18 protein-coding genes are annotated in these 18,379 nt (G+C 49.4%); 7 read left to right on the forward strand and 11 right to left on the reverse strand.

What is annotated here, in order from left to right; genetic code table 11:
* Positions 1 to 5: 5 nt before the first annotated feature.
* From NY07_RS03010 to NY07_RS03035, 6 genes are all read right to left on the reverse strand, one after another.
* Positions 6 to 3,854 carry a S8 family serine peptidase gene (locus NY07_RS03010; RefSeq protein ID WP_033537879.1) on the reverse strand — a complete coding sequence of 1,283 codons (3,849 nt, stop codon included), beginning with the start codon at positions 3,852 to 3,854 and terminating at the stop codon, positions 6 to 8.
* 220 nt (positions 3,855 to 4,074) lie between these two features.
* Positions 4,075 to 4,536 carry a transcriptional regulator AsnC gene (asnC, locus tag NY07_RS03015; protein WP_011864588.1) on the reverse strand — a complete coding sequence of 154 codons (462 nt, stop codon included), beginning with the start codon at positions 4,534 to 4,536 and terminating at the stop codon, positions 4,075 to 4,077.
* A 115-nt stretch (positions 4,537 to 4,651) separates the two neighbouring features.
* Positions 4,652 to 5,329 (reverse strand): bifunctional tRNA pseudouridine(32) synthase/23S rRNA pseudouridine(746) synthase RluA, encoded by a 678-nt coding sequence (rluA, locus tag NY07_RS03020; RefSeq protein WP_033537880.1) that lies wholly within the window; start codon positions 5,327 to 5,329, stop codon positions 4,652 to 4,654.
* A gap of 116 nt (positions 5,330 to 5,445) precedes the next feature.
* Positions 5,446 to 5,733, reverse strand: a complete 288-nt coding sequence (locus NY07_RS03025; protein WP_033537881.1) for a hypothetical protein — start codon at positions 5,731 to 5,733, stop codon at positions 5,446 to 5,448.
* 25 nt (positions 5,734 to 5,758) lie between these two features.
* A complete protein-coding gene (locus NY07_RS03030; RefSeq protein WP_033537882.1) occupies positions 5,759 to 6,289 on the reverse strand; it encodes a class I SAM-dependent methyltransferase in 531 nt (176 codons plus the stop codon).
* On the reverse strand, positions 6,264 to 6,680 hold the full coding sequence (locus tag NY07_RS03035) for a hypothetical protein (protein WP_033538006.1): 417 nt from the start codon (positions 6,678 to 6,680) through the stop codon (positions 6,264 to 6,266). The genes NY07_RS03030 and NY07_RS03035 overlap by 26 nt, the downstream gene beginning before the upstream one ends.
* A gap of 221 nt (positions 6,681 to 6,901) precedes the next feature.
* Here NY07_RS03035 and NY07_RS03040 point away from each other — a divergent pair, with 221 nt between their 5' ends.
* Together NY07_RS03040 and NY07_RS03045 are read left to right on the forward strand one after the other, a co-directional pair.
* Positions 6,902 to 7,891, forward strand: a complete 990-nt coding sequence (locus NY07_RS03040; protein ID WP_033537883.1) for a 2-hydroxyacid dehydrogenase — start codon at positions 6,902 to 6,904, stop codon at positions 7,889 to 7,891.
* 80 nt (positions 7,892 to 7,971) lie between these two features.
* A complete protein-coding gene (locus NY07_RS03045; protein WP_033537884.1) occupies positions 7,972 to 8,709 on the forward strand; it encodes a dienelactone hydrolase family protein in 738 nt (245 codons plus the stop codon).
* 127 nt (positions 8,710 to 8,836) lie between these two features.
* On the opposite strand, the gene NY07_RS03050 is transcribed toward NY07_RS03045, so the two are convergent.
* Both NY07_RS03050 and NY07_RS03055 read right to left on the reverse strand, forming a co-directional pair.
* Positions 8,837 to 9,805 carry a magnesium transporter CorA family protein gene (locus NY07_RS03050; RefSeq protein WP_033537885.1) on the reverse strand — a complete coding sequence of 323 codons (969 nt, stop codon included), beginning with the start codon at positions 9,803 to 9,805 and terminating at the stop codon, positions 8,837 to 8,839.
* A gap of 16 nt (positions 9,806 to 9,821) precedes the next feature.
* Complete coding sequence (locus NY07_RS03055; RefSeq protein WP_033537886.1) at positions 9,822 to 10,367, reverse strand: mechanosensitive ion channel domain-containing protein; 546 nt, start codon at positions 10,365 to 10,367, stop codon at positions 9,822 to 9,824.
* 255 nt (positions 10,368 to 10,622) lie between these two features.
* On the opposite strand from NY07_RS03055, the gene NY07_RS03060 reads away from it, so the two are divergent.
* From NY07_RS03060 to NY07_RS03075, 4 genes are all read left to right on the forward strand, one after another.
* Entirely contained in the window at positions 10,623 to 11,369 is a 747-nt protein-coding gene (locus NY07_RS03060) for a spermidine synthase (RefSeq protein WP_033537887.1), read from the forward strand.
* A 195-nt stretch (positions 11,370 to 11,564) separates the two neighbouring features.
* The gene (gene ahpC / locus NY07_RS03065) at positions 11,565 to 12,134 is read left to right on the forward strand and encodes an alkyl hydroperoxide reductase subunit C (protein ID WP_033537888.1); all 570 of its coding nucleotides are present in this window, start codon (positions 11,565 to 11,567) and stop codon (positions 12,132 to 12,134) included.
* A gap of 171 nt (positions 12,135 to 12,305) precedes the next feature.
* Positions 12,306 to 13,871, forward strand: a complete 1,566-nt coding sequence (ahpF, locus tag NY07_RS03070) for an alkyl hydroperoxide reductase subunit F (protein ID WP_033537889.1) — start codon at positions 12,306 to 12,308, stop codon at positions 13,869 to 13,871.
* Between the two features lie 126 nt (positions 13,872 to 13,997).
* On the forward strand, positions 13,998 to 15,149 hold the full coding sequence (locus NY07_RS03075; RefSeq protein WP_033537890.1) for a GGDEF domain-containing protein: 1,152 nt from the start codon (positions 13,998 to 14,000) through the stop codon (positions 15,147 to 15,149).
* A 57-nt stretch (positions 15,150 to 15,206) separates the two neighbouring features.
* Here the strand turns inward: NY07_RS03075 and NY07_RS03080 are convergent, their stop codons facing one another.
* The 3 genes from NY07_RS03080 to NY07_RS03090 all read right to left on the reverse strand — a co-directional run bounded on the left by NY07_RS03080 (position 15,207) and on the right by NY07_RS03090 (position 17,585).
* A complete protein-coding gene (locus NY07_RS03080; RefSeq protein ID WP_011864602.1) occupies positions 15,207 to 15,404 on the reverse strand; it encodes a hypothetical protein in 198 nt (65 codons plus the stop codon).
* Positions 15,405 to 15,508: 104 nt separating this feature from the next.
* Complete coding sequence (locus tag NY07_RS03085) at positions 15,509 to 16,930, reverse strand: cytochrome c biosynthesis protein (RefSeq protein WP_033537891.1); 1,422 nt, start codon at positions 16,928 to 16,930, stop codon at positions 15,509 to 15,511.
* 217 nt (positions 16,931 to 17,147) lie between these two features.
* A complete protein-coding gene (locus NY07_RS03090; protein WP_033537892.1) occupies positions 17,148 to 17,585 on the reverse strand; it encodes a hypothetical protein in 438 nt (145 codons plus the stop codon).
* A gap of 322 nt (positions 17,586 to 17,907) precedes the next feature.
* Between NY07_RS03090 and NY07_RS03095 the strand changes: the two genes are divergently transcribed.
* Entirely contained in the window at positions 17,908 to 18,363 is a 456-nt protein-coding gene (locus NY07_RS03095) for a MarR family winged helix-turn-helix transcriptional regulator (RefSeq protein ID WP_269768262.1), read from the forward strand.
* Positions 18,364 to 18,379 lie beyond the last annotated feature (16 nt).

Genomic DNA, 18,379 nt, shown 5'->3' on the forward strand with positions numbered 1-18,379 from the left:
TCTACTTATTTACGACGACGTAGCGCAGCAAATGGTAGCATTAGCAGTGCAAACCAACCCAGTGAACCACCAGAAGATCTCTCTTCTTTGGCGTTAACAGTAATGGTTGCAGTACCCGCTTCACTTTCAAGTTCACCATCGCTAGCCACAACAGAGAAGGTCAGCGTGTGGTCACCCATTGGAGCGGTAAACTTAATTTCCGCACCACCATTGTTAAAGGTAACAGGTGTACCCGATGTTTGTGTCCAAGTGTAAGTGAGGCTGTCACCATCAACGTCTTTGCCGTTAGCCTTAGCGGTAACCACGAAGCCTTCGGTACTTGTCATACCTGTAGGTGCAACAGTTGGCGCATCGTTAACGTTGTTTACCATCACATTCACAGTCGTTACTTCGTTAAGGTTGCCTTCAGCATCCGTAGAAGTGTAAGTGAATGAGTCTTTACCGAAGAAATCATCTTCAGGTGTGTAGGTAACGGTACCATCTTTTTCAAGAGTCACTTCACCGTGTGCAGGCTCATCGACGATTGTCGCTTCACCTAGGGCACCCGCAGGTGCAACATCTATGATGCGTTGTGCATTAGCTGTCATGCCGTCACCAGTTACAGAGACGCGAGCTACTTTCTTAGTCACAGTGTCATTATCTAACACGTTTGCTTCCAAGGTCGCTTCTTCGTCAACAGAGAAGTTGTCTGTTTGACCTGGGTTAAAGCTAGTTGGTGTCGCAAGGTAGTCGATTTCTACGCTGCCTGAAGAGGTCGCTTGCAGTGCAACATAATCGTCAGTAGTAACAGTGCCACCTTGTCCGTTGTAGTGGAAGGTTGTACCTACGCTACCGCTGATGTTTTCCGCACCGATAGTGACATTGCTTGGCATGTTAGGGATATCTAGGTAGTTGAACCAAATATCTTCTACGTCACCAGTTTGGATCCATAGGCTGAAGCTGTACTTGTTGCCAGAGGCATCAGCATATAGCTGAGCATCTTTCCATTCGACAACAATCCACTGACTCTCGCCTGCGGCAACAACCTGAATGCCTAGCTGTCCACCACCAGTGTCGTCGGCAGTGCCGTCGCTTAGGTCGTAGTCACTCCAGAATGGTGCCAGAATGTTGTTTGGATTAGCGCTATCTGGTAGCGCCTTGTTGTTCCAAGTTCCAGACGTTGAACCGCCACCAACAACCGCAAGACCGTTGTCAGAGATAGTTAGCTGAGTGTAAGTCGCACCGTTGTACTTAAATGCCGGTAGGTTGAAGGTGAATGATTTCTCATCACATCCGTCGGCACAGGCAGGTACATAGGCGAGGTCTAAATCGAAGATACTTGGGCTTGCGCCGGTTCCTTTACCAGTCTGCATTTCGGGTAGTTCAAGTTGACCTACCCAAGTGATGCGGCCAAGAGCTTCATCGACTTCGAAACCATTTTGTGATGCGCCATTTAGCGTCACGGTCACATCGTCGGCAGAGGTAAGTTTAGTACCCTCTGGAGCCATAGCAGTAACGGTTACGGTATTTTCAAAGATAGTGTTGTTCACTACGGCTTTGATTGGCATATCTTCCGCAGCAGTCAGATCAGCCTTGGTTGCCATGGTAGAGATCAGTGATGCATCACTTGATTCTTTAGCCAGGATGGCAACGGGTAGGTGAGCATCTTGGTGAGATGCGCTCTTGATCATGACGTTACCGAAGATCCAAGCACCGTATTCACTGTAAGTTGAGTCAACGGTTACCGTGAAGGTTGCTGATTCGCCAGCTTCCAGCTCCAGTGATGAAGGCGATACGCTGATACCTGCGCTATCAGACGAAGCTGAAAGCTCCCAAGAGGTCTTCTCGTCACTCTTGTTGTATACAGTACGCGTGAAAGTACATGGACCAACACAAGAATCTGAAGCGATAGATGGCTTGTCGAAAGTCAGTACTGCTTTAGCCGCAGCATCCAAATCCATACGACCCGCACCCATTGCAAATGGGTCGGCTGGTGTTACTGCATCATCATCAAGCACACCGTCCATGTGCGCAGTAGAGGTTAGCGCTGTCTTGATGTCGTTGGCTGACCAGTCTGGGTGTAGCTGGCTCATCAAAGCTGCGGCACCTGCAACGTGCGGGCTAGCCATACTGGTACCTGTCATAGTGGTAAAATCAGTACCGTCTTGATCAGGAGAGGTTGCAGACAGGATAGAAGTACCTGGCGCTGCAAGATCTGGCTTCAGAATGTTTTGGTTACCGTTAGGGCCACGAGAGCTTGAGTCATTCAGAAGATCAGCAAACTTGCTATTAACGATACGAGTGACTTCTGCTGCGATAGTACCTGTTGTGTCATCGCCCAGACCTTCAAGAATTGCTGCGCCGTCTGCATTAGAGATCATTACTGCAGGCAGTGTTGAGTCTGGCATGTACATAGAGATTGGAGCACCTGGTACGCTGTTGTAAACGACCAATGCTTTCGCACCCGCAGCTTCAGCGTTTTCAGCCTTGGTTGCAAATGAACATGAACCGCGAGATATCAGTGCGATACCGTCTTTGAAAGAGTCGGCAGCAAACGGTGTACAGCCAAGGGTGTTTTCTGCATCGATATTAGCAGCAGCAATAATAGGTGCTGTGATATCTGTTTCTAACAGGCCATTGTTACCTTGCAGTGCAAGAATCTCTTCACCGTCAACGGTTAGGGCGTTAGCAAAGAAGCGACCCGTTGTGGTGTTAGCAACGGTAATACCTGATTCGATACAGGCTGGACAACCGATAGTTTGTGGGCCATTACCGCTGTTACCTGCTGAAGTTACTATAACTACCCCGGCAGCCTCAGCAGCTTCATACATAGATTTATATGGGCTGTTGGCTGGGTCGCCACCTGCGCCGCCACCCCATGAATTGTTGATAACATCTGCGCCATCATTAACGGCATGCTCCATCGCTTCCATCAGCATGATGTTAGAGCCGCTACCGCGAGCACATTCTGAATTAGTAAATAGAGCTTTGTAGACCATGAGGTAGGCCGCAGGTGCAACACCTGATAGCTCAACTTCTACACCTTCATAGGTTGTAGTGACCTTATTACCTACAGAAGTACCGGCAACGTGAGAACCGTGGCCACCGTAACCTAGTGGGCTCATATGTTCATCGGCACACACTTCAAAAGTAGGTTGTGACCAACGGGCAACGATTAGCTTGTCGTTACAGAAGCTTGCATCGACTGTTGAACAGTAGTCATCGCCTGGCATTCCTTCAGCCGGTTTTGTGAAACCTTCGCCTGCAAACATTGGGTTTTCTGGACGAATACCTGTATCAATTACCGCTACGCGAACGTCTTTACCCGCGTTTTCCATACCAGAAACAGCTTCCCACATTGCTGCAGAGTTAATGACGTCGTGAGATGAATCCATGTTCACTTCGTACATGGTCTCTGGGTAGACAGACTTAACGTTAGGCATAGCCGCTAGCTGCTCTATGCTTAGGCCTTGACCAACAATTGTTACACCATTGAATAGGGTCTTAAAGCTTTGCTCAACTTTGGCGTTAGGCACTTTTTTCGCCAGTTCATTCACAAATTGTGATTGCTCTTTGGCGAGGAAGCTAGCATAGCTTTGGGCTGGTGCTGACTGTACGTTAACTTTTTGACCTTTCTTAGGGGCTGTTGCAGCCAGTGAATCTATCCCGCCTTGGTATTTAGCTACTGCAGGAGAGTTCAGTTCAATGATGAAACGCTGCGGAGCAACTTGTGAAGGCTGAGAAGCTGTTGGCTTCTTATAGCTATCAGCAGAGGTAATTTCCGGAGCATATGGGTTTGCGGTGTACTGGTTGCTGGCTACAGCCGCACTCGAGATCAGCGCTGCTGAAATGGCTAGAGATAATTTAGTTTTCACAACTTCTTCCTTGTCAAATAGAAGTGTTTTGAGACACAAAACACTATTGGTATTGCTGTAACTTTGGTTACTAATACTTTTTTATTTTGTTGCTGTCGTGTTGACGGCTTGTTCTTTTTAACACAAAAGATTGCCAAAGTTAAAGCGGGTAGATGAAAAAGTTGTAAGTAGTTTTTTAGTAGTAGTATTCACTAAGGCTGGAAGCCCTAGTGAGACTGGCTTAGGGTTTAACCGCGCGGCTGATGGGGTTTTGTAAACTAATGAGTGTCTCAGTGGATTGAATCTCATCGATGGATTGAATGCGATTGATCAGCACATGTTGTAAACCATCAATAGATTGGCACATCACCTTGACAAAGATGCTGTAGTTGCCAGTGGTGTAGTAGGCCTCAGTCACTTCTTCTAGGGCATTGAGTTTGGCGATGGCGGCGGGGTAGTCGCCGGCGCTTTTGAGATTAATCCCGATAAAACAGCAGACGTCATAACCGAGCGCCTTGGGGTTTACCGTGATCTGGGCGCCCGTGATAATACCTGCCTGTTTCATCTTCTCTACTCGCACATGTATGGTGCCGGCACTCACACCAAAGCGTTTCGCCAACTCAGCGAAAGGGGTACGTGCCTCCTCCATAAGTGCTGAGAGGATCTGATTGTCGAGCTGATCACGCTGAAATGAACTATCCATTACTACATACCATTTTAAGTCAATAATATGAGGTAATTTACGGTATTGTTTAGCAAACTGCTAATTTTTTAGCGAGATGATTAAAGTTTTAGGTGTAAGCCAGTATGTCGTGGGCCTATTGTTGATCTGTGACCTGAGTAAAGGGGATCGGCGTGCTAAAGGTCATCGGCTGCTTGCTGTAGGGATGGGTCAGACTCAGGGATTGGGCGTGTAGCAACAAACGTGGTGCCAGACGCTTGGCCAGCGGATCGGCATAGAAGTTATCGCCCAGGATAGGATGACCTATGGCCATCATGTGCACACGTAGCTGGTGAGAGCGCCCGGTGATGGGGGTTAGCTTAACCAAGGTGGAGCGACGGGCTCGGCTAACCACCTCAAACAGTGTCTTAGAGGCCTTGCCCACTTGGTGGTCTACCTTTTGCTTAGGACGGTTGGGCCAATCGCAGATGAGAGGGTAATCGACGCTGCCTTGTTCGGGTTTTACATGACCGGCGACACGCGCATAGTAGATCTTATGGGTTTCCCTATCGCGAAACTGACGCTTGAGTTCCCGTTCGGCGCTGCGCCTTAATGCCACGACGATAATGCCTGACGTGGCCATATCGAGACGATGGACAATTTGAGCGTTAGGATGATCGCGTAAGACGCGGGTGTAGACGCTGTCATGATAGGCAGGATCGCGCCCTGGCACAGAAAGGAGGCCTGAGGGCTTATTGACTACCATAATATCCTTATCTTCATGAAGGATCTCGAGCCAAGGCTCGGTAGGCGGCGCATACACAAAATCAGTCATAACATGTCTTGACGGCTAAAAGGGCTGCAAAGATACCGCTAACAGGGCGCTTAATGCAAGTGTAGCGCCCTAAAACTGAGAGTCTATAAACGGGCTAACTGTGTAGAAAATACCACTTAAAAACCGTGGCCATTGACATGCATGATGGCAAAGGTCCAGACCACGAATGCCAGGCTTAGATGGATGAAGGCGTAGACGCCCTGATCCAGTCGCTCAATGCCTTTGGCCTGCCAGATCAACTTGGCGTGCAATAAGATATTGAGAGGAAACAGCATAAAGAGTGGGTAGAAGGCGATGGCACTATCGTCGCCAAATAAGGCGCGCGATACTATCGACCAAAATACCATAAGGGCGGTAACTAATGGCGGCGCGGCGAGCTGGTACTGTTCGGGGTAGGGAAACATTAATCGTCCTTAACGCTTATAGATCCTAGTTAGCTGGTTTTCGGCCAATATATTGCGCCTTAAAGCAAGGCGTCTCTTCACAGCCTACATTACCTTCGAAAGTGTGCAAAGTCTCCCAGTTGGAAAAGCATTTTACTAACTCTGCCTCGTGCAACAAGAAATCAGGGTTTTTCGGTCTGCCCACCTCTGCCTGTTGAGTGATAAAGGTTTCGTAGATAATCAGTCCGCCAGGCTTGATGCTCTCTTTAATGGTCTCAAATAAGGGGCGGTGCAGATAGTTGAATACCAGGACAATGTCATATTGAGCTTTGGGAAGCTGCGCCTTGCCAGTTTCCAAGTCCTTGGTTTTGGCCTGACAGTGAGGCGGTAGTTTGGGGAGGCGGCTTACGTCTCTGTCGACAAAGTTCACATGAGCGCCTTGGGCGGCCAACCAGAGGCCATTACGGCCACTGCCGCAGGCCAGGTCGAGCACCTGGGGATGGGTCTCTAGCCCTAAAAGCTGACTATTTTGCGTCAGCAGCGGCGCGGCTTCAACCTTTAATCTCTTTTCGTCCATCTAAGCGGCGTCCATGCAGTATTGAAAAGTGTCTCAGACCAGCAGGGCCATGGGAGACGACCACCGACAGCAGCACTATGGCGATCAGCAGTTCAGGTTTATAGTTAGCCAAGGGAATAAACAGCGCCAGAAGGCCGAGTTTCACTAACGTGAGCACTCCCTTGAGCTGAATAAGCCAACGCCAATCTCTCACTACCTCCCAGAGCATTAGCAGGCTGCCGCTGCCCATGGCTAAGATCCAATAGTTGCACCACAGCGTTTTGTCGACACCCAACAAGATACCGCCGCCAGCGCCTGTTATGCCTAAAATATGCAGGGCGCGCAGACTGGTTTTACTCAGGCGTTGTAGCCAAAATTTTTTCTCGGAAATCGGCTTATGCTTATGACTCATAGGGCGAAAGGTCTGTGAAAATTTGCGCCAGCTTAGCAGGAAATGGCTATAAAACACATTGGCAGCTCACAAAGATAACCATTTCGTGATCCAGAAGGTGATTTATCTTTGTTAAGTCACATCTTTCCTTAGCTATAATGGAGCGATAACAGGTTGAGGCAATTTGTGATTACTAGGATGACAAGCCTTTACCCCATTTAGATCACTATTAGGTAGCCAAGATGAGAATAGGTTTTTTTAGTGCCAAGCACTATGATATGGAACATTTCAACCGCACCAACCAGGCCTTCGGCGCGCAGATAGAGTATTTTGATTACCGTCTGTGTATGCAGACGGCCAAACTGGCCTATGGCTTCGAGGTGATCTGCGCCTTCGTTAATGACTCTCTCTGTGAAGAGGTGTTGGTCGAGCTCGCTAAAAATGGCACTAAGATCATTGCGATGCGCTGCGCCGGTTTCAACAATGTCGATCTGGACGCTGCGACGCGTTTGGGGATCAGGGTAGTCAATGTGCCCGCTTATTCTCCGGAGTCGGTGGCCGAGCATACGGTGGCTCTGATGCTGACCCTAAACCGCAAGGTGCATAAGGCTTATCAACGTACCCGTGATGCCAACTTTTCCCTCGAAGGGCTGGTGGGCTTTAACATGCATGGCCGTACTGTAGGAGTGATAGGCACGGGTAAGATTGGGGTCGCCACCATCAAGATCCTGTTGGGATTTGGCTGCACAGTAGTAGCCTATGATCCTTACCCTAATCAGGTTGTGACAGATATGGGGATTGACTATCTGCCGCTGGATGAGCTGTACGCGGTTAGCGATATCATCAGCCTGCATTGCCCGCTGACCAAAGAGAATCACCATCTGCTCAACAAAGAAAGTTTTGAGAAGATGAAACCAGGAGTCATGGTGATCAACACCAGTCGTGGTGGCTTATTAAATGCGTTCGATGCCATGGAGGCGCTCAAGACGGGCCAGATAGGCTCTCTGGGACTGGATGTTTACGAAAACGAGAAAGAGCTATTCTTCGAGGATAAGTCGAACCAGATCATTCAGGATGACGTATTTAGGCGCCTGTCGGCCTGCCATAACGTGATTTTTACCGGTCACCAGGCTTTCTTAACAGAAGAGGCCCTGGGGGCTATCGCCCATACCAGTTTGACCAATGTGCGTCAGCTGCTCAATGGCGAAACTTGCCCTAATCAACTATCTTAAATCGTCAATCGGGTTTCACCTGACAAGCTTGGCTCAGGCTGATAACTTAAGGGTAAGTTTATTGGCCTGAGGGCAAGATCATGATGGTAAAACAGGAAGTTCACGACATAGACACGCCAACGGGCAAGATGCGCTGTTATCTCTATCGCCCCGACAGTGAAGGTCTCTTTTCGACGATTATCTTCTATTCGGAAATTTTCCAGCAAACAGCGCCCATTGCGCGGGCGGCCACCATGATGGCCGGTCATGGCTTTGTGGTGTTAGTGCCGGAAGTGTTTCACGAACTCAATCCCATAGGCACAGTGTTGGCCTATGACGATGAAGGTAAAGATAAAGGCAATCAGGATAAATTTACCAAGGCGCTGGAACATCACGACAGCGACACTCAGGCGCTAGTGGACTTTGCCATGAGTCAGCCATTTTGTACCAATCAGGTGGGGGCTATGGGGGTCTGTATCGGTGGTCACTTAGCCTACCGCGCCGCACTCAATATCGATGTTGTCGCTGCGTTTTGTCTCTATCCTACAGATATTCATTCCAATACCTTACCGGCCAATCCTGGGAACGACTCTTTGAGCCGCACCGGGGATATCGAGGCGGAGCTGGTGCTCGTCTTTGGTAAGCAGGATCCTCATGTGCCGAGTGAGGGGCGAAGACTCATTTACGACAAGCTCACCGAGACGGGGCGCAAGTTCACTTATCTTGAGGTCAATGCTCAGCATGCCTTTATGCGTGATGAGGGGGATAGATACGATCCCGCCCTGGCGCTGCAGATCTATCAACAGGCGGTCGCCTTCTTTCAGCGGACGCTGCGTTAATCGTACTGCTTGGGTAAAAGTTGGTTGAACTAAAAGGCGAACCTGAGGTTCGCCTTTTGTCTTTCTCTAAACTGCGCTAAACACTCTGTTTTAAAAGCTGCGCTAAACGCTTGGTGCTAGCAGCTGACTAGAGCCATTTTCGGCGCCTAAACAGCCAGATCAACACGGCGGTGATGGTGAGCATCACGCCCCAGACGATAAAGTAGCCGTCTTTATATTTCAGCTCAGGAATATACTCGAAGTTCATGCCGTAGATCCCTGCAATAAAGGTCAGCGGTACAAAGATAGCTGTGATAATGGTCAATACCTTCATGATGTTATTGAGCCTATGGGCGCTGATGGAGATATAACCGTCGATCAGATCGCTGGAAACCTGGTAGAAGAGATCCGCCAGGCTGGCCGCCCTATGCTGGTGCTCGCAGACGTCGTTGATCTCGTGGTAGAGACTGTCGTCGAAGGGAACCGATGGGGCGCTGCGCAGGGTGTCAAACAGCTCCACGTGATAATGAAAGTTGCGTCTTAGGCGGGTGAGATCTGTCTTATACAGCACCACCTCGGCCAAGATCTTGTCATCTGCCGTGGTCAGCATCACTGTCTCTAGCTCCTCCAGGCGGCTTTCGAGATCGAATAAGATCTTATGGTAACGCTTAACCACATAGCGGCTGAGTTTCAGCGCCACGGCGCCTGTGTTTTGCAGCGACAGCTCACCCATCTCCAGTGCATTCATAGTACGTTCGATGGAGAGTGAGCGTTTGCTGTGACGGGTGACGATAAAACGTGGACCGACGAAGAGCGCCAACACTATGTTGTCACAGTTGATGGAGTCAGAGTCTGCCGATAGCCCCCTGAGCAGCATAAAGGTATGACCGTCAAAATCTTCCACCTTGGGGGGATGACGATCCCGGGAGGCATCCTGTAGCGCCAGCGGATGTAGGCCAAAATCCCGCTGCAAAGACTCGCTCAACTGATCGTCTATCTCGCCGTCGATATTAAGCCAGAGTATGGTGTCTTCTCGCTGTTGCCAGCTAGCGATTTGCGAGGCATCACCTCTGGTGAGCGTATCGGTTTGCGGATCATAGTGTAATGTCGTGAGCATCTATGCCCCCTGTCGGTTAATCGCTTTGTACTTGAGTATGGTCTTTCTCTGGCGATTCGCTTAACGGTTTGGTCTGCGTCTGATTTAATTTCAATACCCCTTTTTGCAACATCAGGTTGTTGGGGTAGGTGATGGTGATGCCGTCACTGCGCTCGATCAGCACATGGAACAGGCTGATCTCGGCGATGATGCCTGTGACATCCTCATCCTTGTCGATGATCTTGATGCGGTCACCGATGCGATAGGGGAAGACGAAGAAGATTAAGACCCCAGCGGTGATGTTGCTTAAAATCGACCACTGGGCCACTAAGGCTACGCCCAGTACGGCAAATACCGAGGAGATAAACAGTGAGACCTGTTGATACTCAATGCCCAATGACACCACCCACAGACAGGCGATGATGATAAATAGCAGATAGGTAATATATTGAGTCACCAGCTTAGTGCGCTTAAAGGAGACCTGTTTGGATTCGGCCAGCTTGGCTACCCAGTTGGTCAGCAGGCGCTGGGCAAAAACAAATATGCCGATGTAGAGGCAGCTAATAAGCAGAGTTTGAGTCATGGTGTGTGAGAAATCAGCTAAAGATTTCAAACAAATACTATAAGAATTGCCCGATTGCAATGTGAACTTGCGCTTAAAAAAACACGCCCCTTGGTGGGCAGTTGTGACGCAGTGAGTCGCCTTACTCAGTATTTAATGCCAAAGGCCTGTGCGCGATAGGCGCTTTTGTACTTTGCTTGCTGTGCTGCGCAAGGATTTGCGGCATACTAGCGCCTTTATCGCGCCTGTCACTGTTGGCGCCCAGCGGAGAAGCAGATGTCAGATTTTACCACCCTATATTCCAGTGAGGATGCCTTTGGCCCACTATTGGTGATGGAAGATAGGGAGGTGCGGCTACTTTCCTTTGGTGACAACGATGAGCAGAGCAAATTATCCAAGTCTGCTCTGCACCTCCCTATGCATACCTATCTGCAGGCCATGTTATTGGTGCTGCTGTTTATCAAGCCCAAGCGGGTGATAATACTCGGTCTGGGGGGCGGGGGACTTATTCAGGCGCTGCGTCATTTCGATCGGGGGATCAATATTACCGCCGTTGAGCTGAGAGAGGCGGTGATCGATATTGCCAAGCGCTTCTTCTGGCTACCCCTGGGCAAGAAACTTAACCTTGTTCATCAAGATGCCAATGCATTTCTGGCCGAAGGCAAGCACAAGAAGGCCGACGTTATCTTTGCCGATATCTATCATGCCGGAGGCGTGGATGAGCAGCAGCATAGTGAGGTATTTATTGCCAATGCCGCGGCGCTGCTCAAGGTCGATGGTTATCTGGTGCTTAACTGCTGGAAGGAGCACAGCCGCAATCAAGCCTTACTCGCCTTACTCAAAGAACACTTTAGCGATGTGTACGCCTGTCTGACTGGCGGTGGCAATTGGGTCGTGATCGCCGGTAAACAAGCCAGGCAGATAAGCAGTAGTGGCCTAAAGAGCGAGGCGCAGCAGTTATCGCAGCGACTCGACTTTCCATTGGCCCGCAGCCTGACCCGTTTTGAACCCTGGGAGTCCTAATTTGTTTCATTTCCCTTCATCGGTTTTTATCACAACAATAAGTTCAATCTTAAAAACCGATTAGTATGATAGCTTTTATCCGTTATATTTAATTATCCAGTCTCGTTATTATCTTCACATCGACAAAGAACACGGGGTTAAGGCAAACGCCTCACCCCACAAATTTACTGTTAATAACGAGCACTGGAGTAAACAATGACTCAATCTATCATCAATACCGAAATCAAGCCTTTCTCTGCCACTGCCTATCACAATGGCGATTTCGTCTCTGTGACAGAGCAAGACCTACTGGGTAAGTGGTCAGTAGTTTTCTTCTACCCTGCTGACTTCACCTTCGTCTGCCCAACAGAGCTAGGTGACATGGCTGACCATTACGAGAAGCTGCAATCAATGGGCGTTGAAGTGTACTCAGTGTCTACCGATACGCACTTTACCCACAAGGCATGGCACGACAGCTCAGACACCATCGGCAAGATCAACTACCCAATGATCGGTGACCCAACAGGTGTTATCTCACGCAACTTTGGCGTGATGATTGAAGAGGAAGGTCTGGCACTGCGTGGCACCTTCGTTATCAACCCAGAAGGTCAGATCAAGGTTGCCGAAATTCATGACCTAGGCATTGGTCGTAGCGCTTCTGAGCTGGTACGTAAGATTCAAGCGGCTCAGTATGTTGCCACACACGACGGCGAAGTTTGCCCAGCAGCATGGCAGCCAGGTGAAGATACACTAGCACCTTCATTGGACCTAGTAGGTAAGATCTAAGTATCACCTAAGGTCACTCGGGCCTCATCATCTCGAGTGACCTGGCGAAAGCCAAAGTAATTTTCATCATCATCTTTTTTATTGCCGGTTCATCTCCCCCTGCATTAGAGCCGGCAATTTTTCCCTAAGTTTTTGGCTCCCGTTGGGAGCCTCTTTTTCCTAGGAGTTATCATGTTAGATGCGAATGTAAAAAATCAGCTGACTACCTATCTGCAAAACCTCAAGCGCCCAGTTGAACTTGTCGTATCGGCAGATGAGCGTCCTAAAGCACAAGAATTAATGGCGTTGGCAAAAGATATCGCCTCGTTGTCGGAGCTCGTGTCGTTGACCGAATCAGAGGGTGTACGTACCCCGTCGATGACCATCACTAATGCCGATAGCGCGAGTCAGATCCACTTTGCCGGTTTGCCGATGGGCCATGAATTTACATCCTTGGTGCTGGCATTGCTGCACACGGGTGGCCATCCGATCAAGCTTGCGCCTGAAGTGATAGAGCAGATCCGTGACCTGCCCGGTGAATATCGCTTCGAGACTTATGTATCGCTGAGCTGTCAAACCTGTCCCGAGGTGGTGCAGGCGCTTAATATGATGGCGGCAATCAACCCCAATATTCAAAACACCATGATAGATGGCGCCTTGTTCCAGGATGAAGTGAACGAGCGCAACATCATGGCGGTACCTTCTGTTTACCTTAATGGCGAGCCGTTTTCAGTGGGTGGTATCAGCGTTGTCGAGATCCTTAACAAGCTGGACGTTAATGCGGCCAGCCGCCAAGCGGAAAAGTTAAATCAGAAAGAGGCCTTCGACGTGTTAGTGGTCGGTGGTGGCCCGGCTGGCGCCTCGGCAGCGATCTATGCGGCGCGTAAGGGCTTAAGAACCGGTATCCTGGCGGACAAATTTGGCGGCCAGGTGGCCGAAACCGTAGGAATTGAAAACTTTATCTCGGTAAAAGCCACCGAAGGCCCAAAGTTAGTGGCTAATCTCGAATCTCATGTGCATGACTATGATGTCGATATCATGGATAACCAGCGTGCCTTAAGTCTAAAGTCCGGTGAGTTGTTTGAGATCCAAACCGAAAGTGGCGCACTACTGCGCAGCAAAACGGTACTTCTGGCCACAGGCGCTCGCTGGCGCGAGATGAATGTGCCGGGCGAGAAAGAATATCGCGGTAAAGGCGTCGCCTACTGCCCACACTGTGACGGCCCGCTGTTTAAGGGTAAGCGCGTCGCCGTGATTGGTGGCGGTAACTCGGGCATAGAGGCGGCCATCGATTTGGCCAATATCGTTGAGCATGTCACTGTGCTTGAGTTTGACAGCAAGCTGCGCGCCGATGACGTGTTACAACGCAAGGCAGCTTCTATGGGCAATATTGAGATAATCACCCAGGCCATGACGACGGAAGTGGTTGGTGATGGCAAGCGAGTGCAAGGACTGAACTATACCGATAGGGCAACAGGTGAAAGTCATCATATCGCCCTCGCCGGTATCTTCGTGCAGATTGGCTTGGTACCTAATGCCGAGTGGCTCAAGGGCACACTCGACTTGACCGAGCGGGGCGAGATCATGGTCGATGCCAAGGGTCAAACCTCACTGCCCGGCGTATTTGCCGCAGGTGATGTGACTAACTCTGCCTATAAGCAGATCATCATCGCCATGGGTAGCGGTGCAACCGCTTCGCTTGGCGCATTCGACTACCTGATCCGTCTGGGTGAGCCGGCAGACGCAGTCGCTGCTTAATGGCAAAGGCGAGTATAAATAGTAAACAGCCAGCCTAATGCTGGCTGTTTTTTTATTCGTCTTTATAATTACTTAAGCTGAGTGAGTGTGAATAGTGTTGTAAAAGAGGGGCGAGCGCAGAGAAGGATGAATAGTAAGCCGAAAAGCTTTGACCAACTCCTAGTCCAGGAGACCCATATCTACCTTTGCCGTTCGGTAAAGTGGACCGCTTACCTGTCCGTATTTCTGCTGGTTGCCATTTTTTTTGCCACAGTGTTGCAAAAGCATCATCTGTTGAGTGTGCAGGATCTCTTGGTGTTGCAGATGCCTGCCTTGTGTATCGCCCTGTTTGGTCTGGCCGGCATTCTCTATCGTCAGCCTGAACGGCATCGCTTAGGATTGGTGCTGGCTTACCTGTTGGTGTTAGAGGTCGCCTGGATCTACTTTGTGGTGGGGCATTATTGGCTCACCAGCTCCTACAGCATATTAGGTGAATATACCTCTTTGGCTATTGTCGATTCAGTGGTGGATGTACTGGTGTTTACCTTTGCCATTTCACTGTTTCCGCTGCGTAACTGGTTATTGGTAAGCGTCATTCCGCTTTTATCGGTCAGTTTAGTGACTAGGATTATTGAGACTCCGGAAAACCCTATCTTTGCCGTGACCAAGTTTACCTGTCTCTTGGTGATCATGGTGACCGGACAAAAAGTGTTGCAGGAGTGGTTTAGAAAGGCGATCTTGCGAGATGCAGAGAAGCAACAGCTATTGCAACAGTTTAAGCATATGGCACTGATTGATGGCCTGACTAATTTGAGTAATCGACGTCATTTCGATGAGGTGCTGGCGCTGGAGATAAAGGCCGCCAAACGCACTAAGGATCCCTTGAGCATGATTCTTCTGGATGTGGACTACTTTAAACGACTCAATGATAGTATTGGGCATCAGCAAGGGGATAAGTGTTTGATCCGTATAGCAGAGGTACTACACGGTATCGCCTCTCGTCCAAGGGATCTTGCCGCTCGTTATGGTGGTGAGGAGTTTGCGGTCATATTGCCCGATACCGATCTCGATGGCGCAAGCCATATTGCTGAGCAGATCCGCGCGGCGCTGAAGGCCGCTGAGATAGCTCATCCTGAATCAGACGTGGGGCCATTTGTCACCGTCTCCCAGGGAGTCTGCCTATGGCAGCCTGGCCTGAGTGCCCAGGATTTGACCGCCAGCGCCGATCAGCTGCTTTACCTCAGTAAGGCGCAAGGACGGGATTGTTTCAGTGTGGGCGTGGCGAAGGCTGAAGAGTAGGCCATGCTGCGAGTATGAAAAAGCCCTCTAGATGAGGGCTTTTAAATTTTATGCTGATTAAGCTGTGGTATTAATATTGTGACCACTGTTTCCTACTGGCCCAGCGCTCGGCGCCGAGTCAACTGCTTCAATCAGTTGTAGCGCAATCTCTCCCTCTGCTTGTTGCTGCTCTTTAGCGAGTTGTGCAACTTTTACCCCAACGCTTCCATTGCTTAGGTTAGGTTGTAGATTACTGGTACCAACTGTTATTGCCATGCTTACCGCCTTAAACTGGGTGAGAGTCTATAGTTAACCAAATTTACATAGGTTAACTATAGTGCTATCGGCGTCATTTTGGAAAACTTGAGCCATTCTCTGCGCTATTGCTTCACCGTTTTGCGCTTGTCTATCTGTTTGCGAGTGATGCTGATAATAAAGGTCAGTAAGATAGAAGCTAGAATCAAGCCAACCGCGAGTACAGCATTTTGCAGTGCCGTCGGGTCTAGTGCCAACATGCCCCCAAGACCGATCATCATGATCCCTGACATGAGTTTCAGGGTTTGTCCCTCTTTCTCAGAGAGTTTGCGTTTACCTAAGGTGGCGCTAAAGGCGATCACTATGGCTGCTAACGGGATAACATAAACCACATTGTAGAAGGCCAGATAGAGGTAACGCTCATATGCTGGGAGCTCGTGCATTGACAGTACGCTGGTGTAGATCATCGGAAAGCCTGCGGTACAGAGTAGCTCATAAGCATTAGCCAATATCGCCAGTACAACAGTCCCCGCAATCATGGCCGCCATACTGCTGGCACTGGTGAGTTTACCCATGCGCTTAATGAGGCCTGTACGGTTTTCTGCCGACATGGAAAGGCTCACTTCCCCTTTGGTAAAGAAGTAATCCTTGATGTTAATGGTGCCGGCAATCAGTGCCAGAATACCTGCGCCTAGTATGATCAGGCCACCATCGCTGCCAGCGCCCAATAATTCAAAGATGTTGAGCCAGGCAATCATAAACAGGAAGTAGATAAAACCTGAGAAGAATACAAAGATGCCCCCAACTATCAACATGCGGGTACGACTCTTGGCGTTAACCATAATAGAGAGTAAAAACAGCAGCACGAAGAAGGCGCATGGGTTAAAGGCGTCAACGCCAGCCAGTACTACGGTGAGCACAGGTAAGGAAAGCTGCTCTGGTGCGACGACGCCGATCAGCGGCAGCTCAATGGGCTGTACCTTAGTAACAGGTGCAGCCTCGGGATTTTCACCTAAACCTATGTCACAGGTGCCGGGGTCGCTGCTGGCACTACAGGTGGCAAATAAGGGTTCTCCTTGGGCTGAGGACTCACCAGCATGGGGTTGGGTATCATCTGCTTGCACAACACCGCCTAAGGCTCGGTAGCAGGCCTTGAGCTGTGACAAGATAAATTGTCCGGTTACTGCCTCACTGCTATAGCCCACAGTGGCTTGCTCACAGGCGGCGATATAGGGGACTGAACGCGCTGCCACTTTGGTTTTTTCGGCTATGCTCTGCCATTTTTTCTGGGTGCCCGCTTGAGAAACCATGTGTGATTCAAGCTCTATCCATGGATACTTCTCTGGAAGGCTGTCGATAAAGGGATGAGCCTCGGCGCAGTGTGGACAGGTCTTAGACCAGAAAAAATAGAGTTTAATCTTAAGCTGACCGTCGGCGTCGACATAATGCCAAGTGGCATTTTCAGATACTGAATTATCTGCTGCCTGTGTGAAACTGGGTAATGCGCTGGAGAGTAGCAGAAAACAAAACATCAGGGCTCTAAACATAATCCCTCCCGGGGCTGGTTTGCCAAAAGACGATGACAAAGGCGTTCTAGGGATAGTGTACTGCGCGCCAACGGCGAGGCTAAGTTTATGTTTCAGATTTGCAACATAAATCTTGAAATATACTGGAAATGTTAACTTGCGCGGATTTTTATGTGTGCGGCCAGCGCCGCCCGGCAGTTAAGTGCACAGGCGACGAGTTTTAAAATAGTTGGTGGGTTTACTTAAGCAGATTGCGACTGGGGGCGACAGCGCTGGCAATGGCTGTCTCACCACTTTCTTGCTGACACCAATGCATACTCAGTGTTCGGGTATCTTCCTGGCTTGCGGTTAGTAGTTTGGTGACCACAGGCTGGTGGTAGTCTGACTTCGTCAGGAAGTTTTTCACTCGCTCAATACGGCGATTGGCGAGCCAGAGATTATATTCCCTGATCTTTTTGTCTGTTTCGCCCTTGTAGAGCGGGAATTCCAGTAGCAGATAGCCCGTATCAGCCTGGGTCTTTTCGATCAGCTGTTGTAGTTGTTTGGCATATTGGCTGTCGAAATATGAGCTGTTTTTGTCAAAAGGGATATCGCCCAAACTGATGTTTTGTGGGCAGCGTGCATGGACCTGTGCCGCAAAGAGAATTGACAAGATCACTAGCAGTTGTCGCTTCATAGTGAACACCTCCAATGTGTTTTTTAGTGTATAGAGCTAAATAATGCTGGGAATTTAGGGGATTGTCGCTGGAAAAGCAACCGTATTCACAGGCGGGTTTTAGGCTTTATGTCGATGAGTTTGAGTATTTAACCTAGCGCCAGTATTTAGTCGGTTTGCATCTAGATGGTTTTGCTAAGTTATTTGCTTAAGTCTATGTAAAATTGACGGATTATTGACTGTTTACGCATCAAAAAAATTTATTGATAAATTTTCACTTTAGTCGGTTCATGGCGTAAACTTGGCAAAAGTTGTGTGCAATTTAATAATGGTAGCCTTACCCATGAGCCAAGATACTCAGCCTAACCCGTTGGCACTCGAAAACCAGGTTTGTTTCTCACTATACAGCGCCGCCAATGCCATGGTACGTGCCTATCGTCCCCTATTGGAGGCGTTGGATTTGACCTATTCGCAATACTTGGCGATGTTGGTGTTATGGGAACACCCAGGGATCAGCGTTAAGACCTTAGGTGAGCAGTTACACCTGGATTCTGGCACCCTGACACCCTTGCTCAAACGCCTGGAAACTAAAGGGTTAGTCACCCGTGGCCGCAGTGATACCGATGAGCGAGTGCGAGTGCTACAACTAACTGATGAGGGCAGGGCGTTGCAACAAGAGGCTAAGTCGGTTCCACTACAGATGCGTTGCAAGCTGGGGGGGGAACCCGAGGAGTTTGCCGAGCTTAAGCGCTTATGTGATAAGGCCTATGAGTATCTGCAACGGGCGAGCCAAGGTTAAAGGTTAATTAAACCAA

This window comes from Shewanella sp. ECSMB14101 (assembly GCF_000773485.1).
Lineage (GTDB): Bacteria > Pseudomonadota > Gammaproteobacteria > Enterobacterales > Shewanellaceae > Shewanella > Shewanella marisflavi.

What these genes read in the sequence shown, in the direction of transcription:
- asnC (WP_011864588.1), bottom strand. Translation starts at nt 4,536, where the DNA reads ATGGATAGTTCATTTCAGCGTGATCAGCTCGACAATCAGATCCTCTCA.
- rluA (WP_033537880.1), bottom strand. Translation starts at nt 5,329, where the DNA reads ATGACTGATTTTGTGTATGCGCCGCCTACCGAGCCTTGGCTCGAGATC.
- NY07_RS03025 (WP_033537881.1), bottom strand. Translation starts at nt 5,733, where the DNA reads ATGTTTCCCTACCCCGAACAGTACCAGCTCGCCGCGCCGCCATTAGTT.
- NY07_RS03030 (WP_033537882.1), bottom strand. Translation starts at nt 6,289, where the DNA reads ATGGACGAAAAGAGATTAAAGGTTGAAGCCGCGCCGCTGCTGACGCAA.
- NY07_RS03035 (WP_033538006.1), bottom strand. Translation starts at nt 6,680, where the DNA reads ATGAGTCATAAGCATAAGCCGATTTCCGAGAAAAAATTTTGGCTACAA.
- NY07_RS03040 (WP_033537883.1), top strand. Translation starts at nt 6,902, where the DNA reads ATGAGAATAGGTTTTTTTAGTGCCAAGCACTATGATATGGAACATTTC.
- NY07_RS03045 (WP_033537884.1), top strand. Translation starts at nt 7,972, where the DNA reads ATGATGGTAAAACAGGAAGTTCACGACATAGACACGCCAACGGGCAAG.
- NY07_RS03050 (WP_033537885.1), bottom strand. Translation starts at nt 9,805, where the DNA reads ATGCTCACGACATTACACTATGATCCGCAAACCGATACGCTCACCAGA.
- NY07_RS03055 (WP_033537886.1), bottom strand. Translation starts at nt 10,367, where the DNA reads ATGACTCAAACTCTGCTTATTAGCTGCCTCTACATCGGCATATTTGTT.
- NY07_RS03060 (WP_033537887.1), top strand. Translation starts at nt 10,623, where the DNA reads ATGTCAGATTTTACCACCCTATATTCCAGTGAGGATGCCTTTGGCCCA.
- ahpC (WP_033537888.1), top strand. Translation starts at nt 11,565, where the DNA reads ATGACTCAATCTATCATCAATACCGAAATCAAGCCTTTCTCTGCCACT.
- ahpF (WP_033537889.1), top strand. Translation starts at nt 12,306, where the DNA reads ATGTTAGATGCGAATGTAAAAAATCAGCTGACTACCTATCTGCAAAAC.
- NY07_RS03075 (WP_033537890.1), top strand. Translation starts at nt 13,998, where the DNA reads ATGAATAGTAAGCCGAAAAGCTTTGACCAACTCCTAGTCCAGGAGACC.
- NY07_RS03080 (WP_011864602.1), bottom strand. Translation starts at nt 15,404, where the DNA reads ATGGCAATAACAGTTGGTACCAGTAATCTACAACCTAACCTAAGCAAT.
- NY07_RS03085 (WP_033537891.1), bottom strand. Translation starts at nt 16,930, where the DNA reads ATGTTTAGAGCCCTGATGTTTTGTTTTCTGCTACTCTCCAGCGCATTA.
- NY07_RS03090 (WP_033537892.1), bottom strand. Translation starts at nt 17,585, where the DNA reads ATGAAGCGACAACTGCTAGTGATCTTGTCAATTCTCTTTGCGGCACAG.
- NY07_RS03095 (WP_269768262.1), top strand. Translation starts at nt 17,908, where the DNA reads ATGAGCCAAGATACTCAGCCTAACCCGTTGGCACTCGAAAACCAGGTT.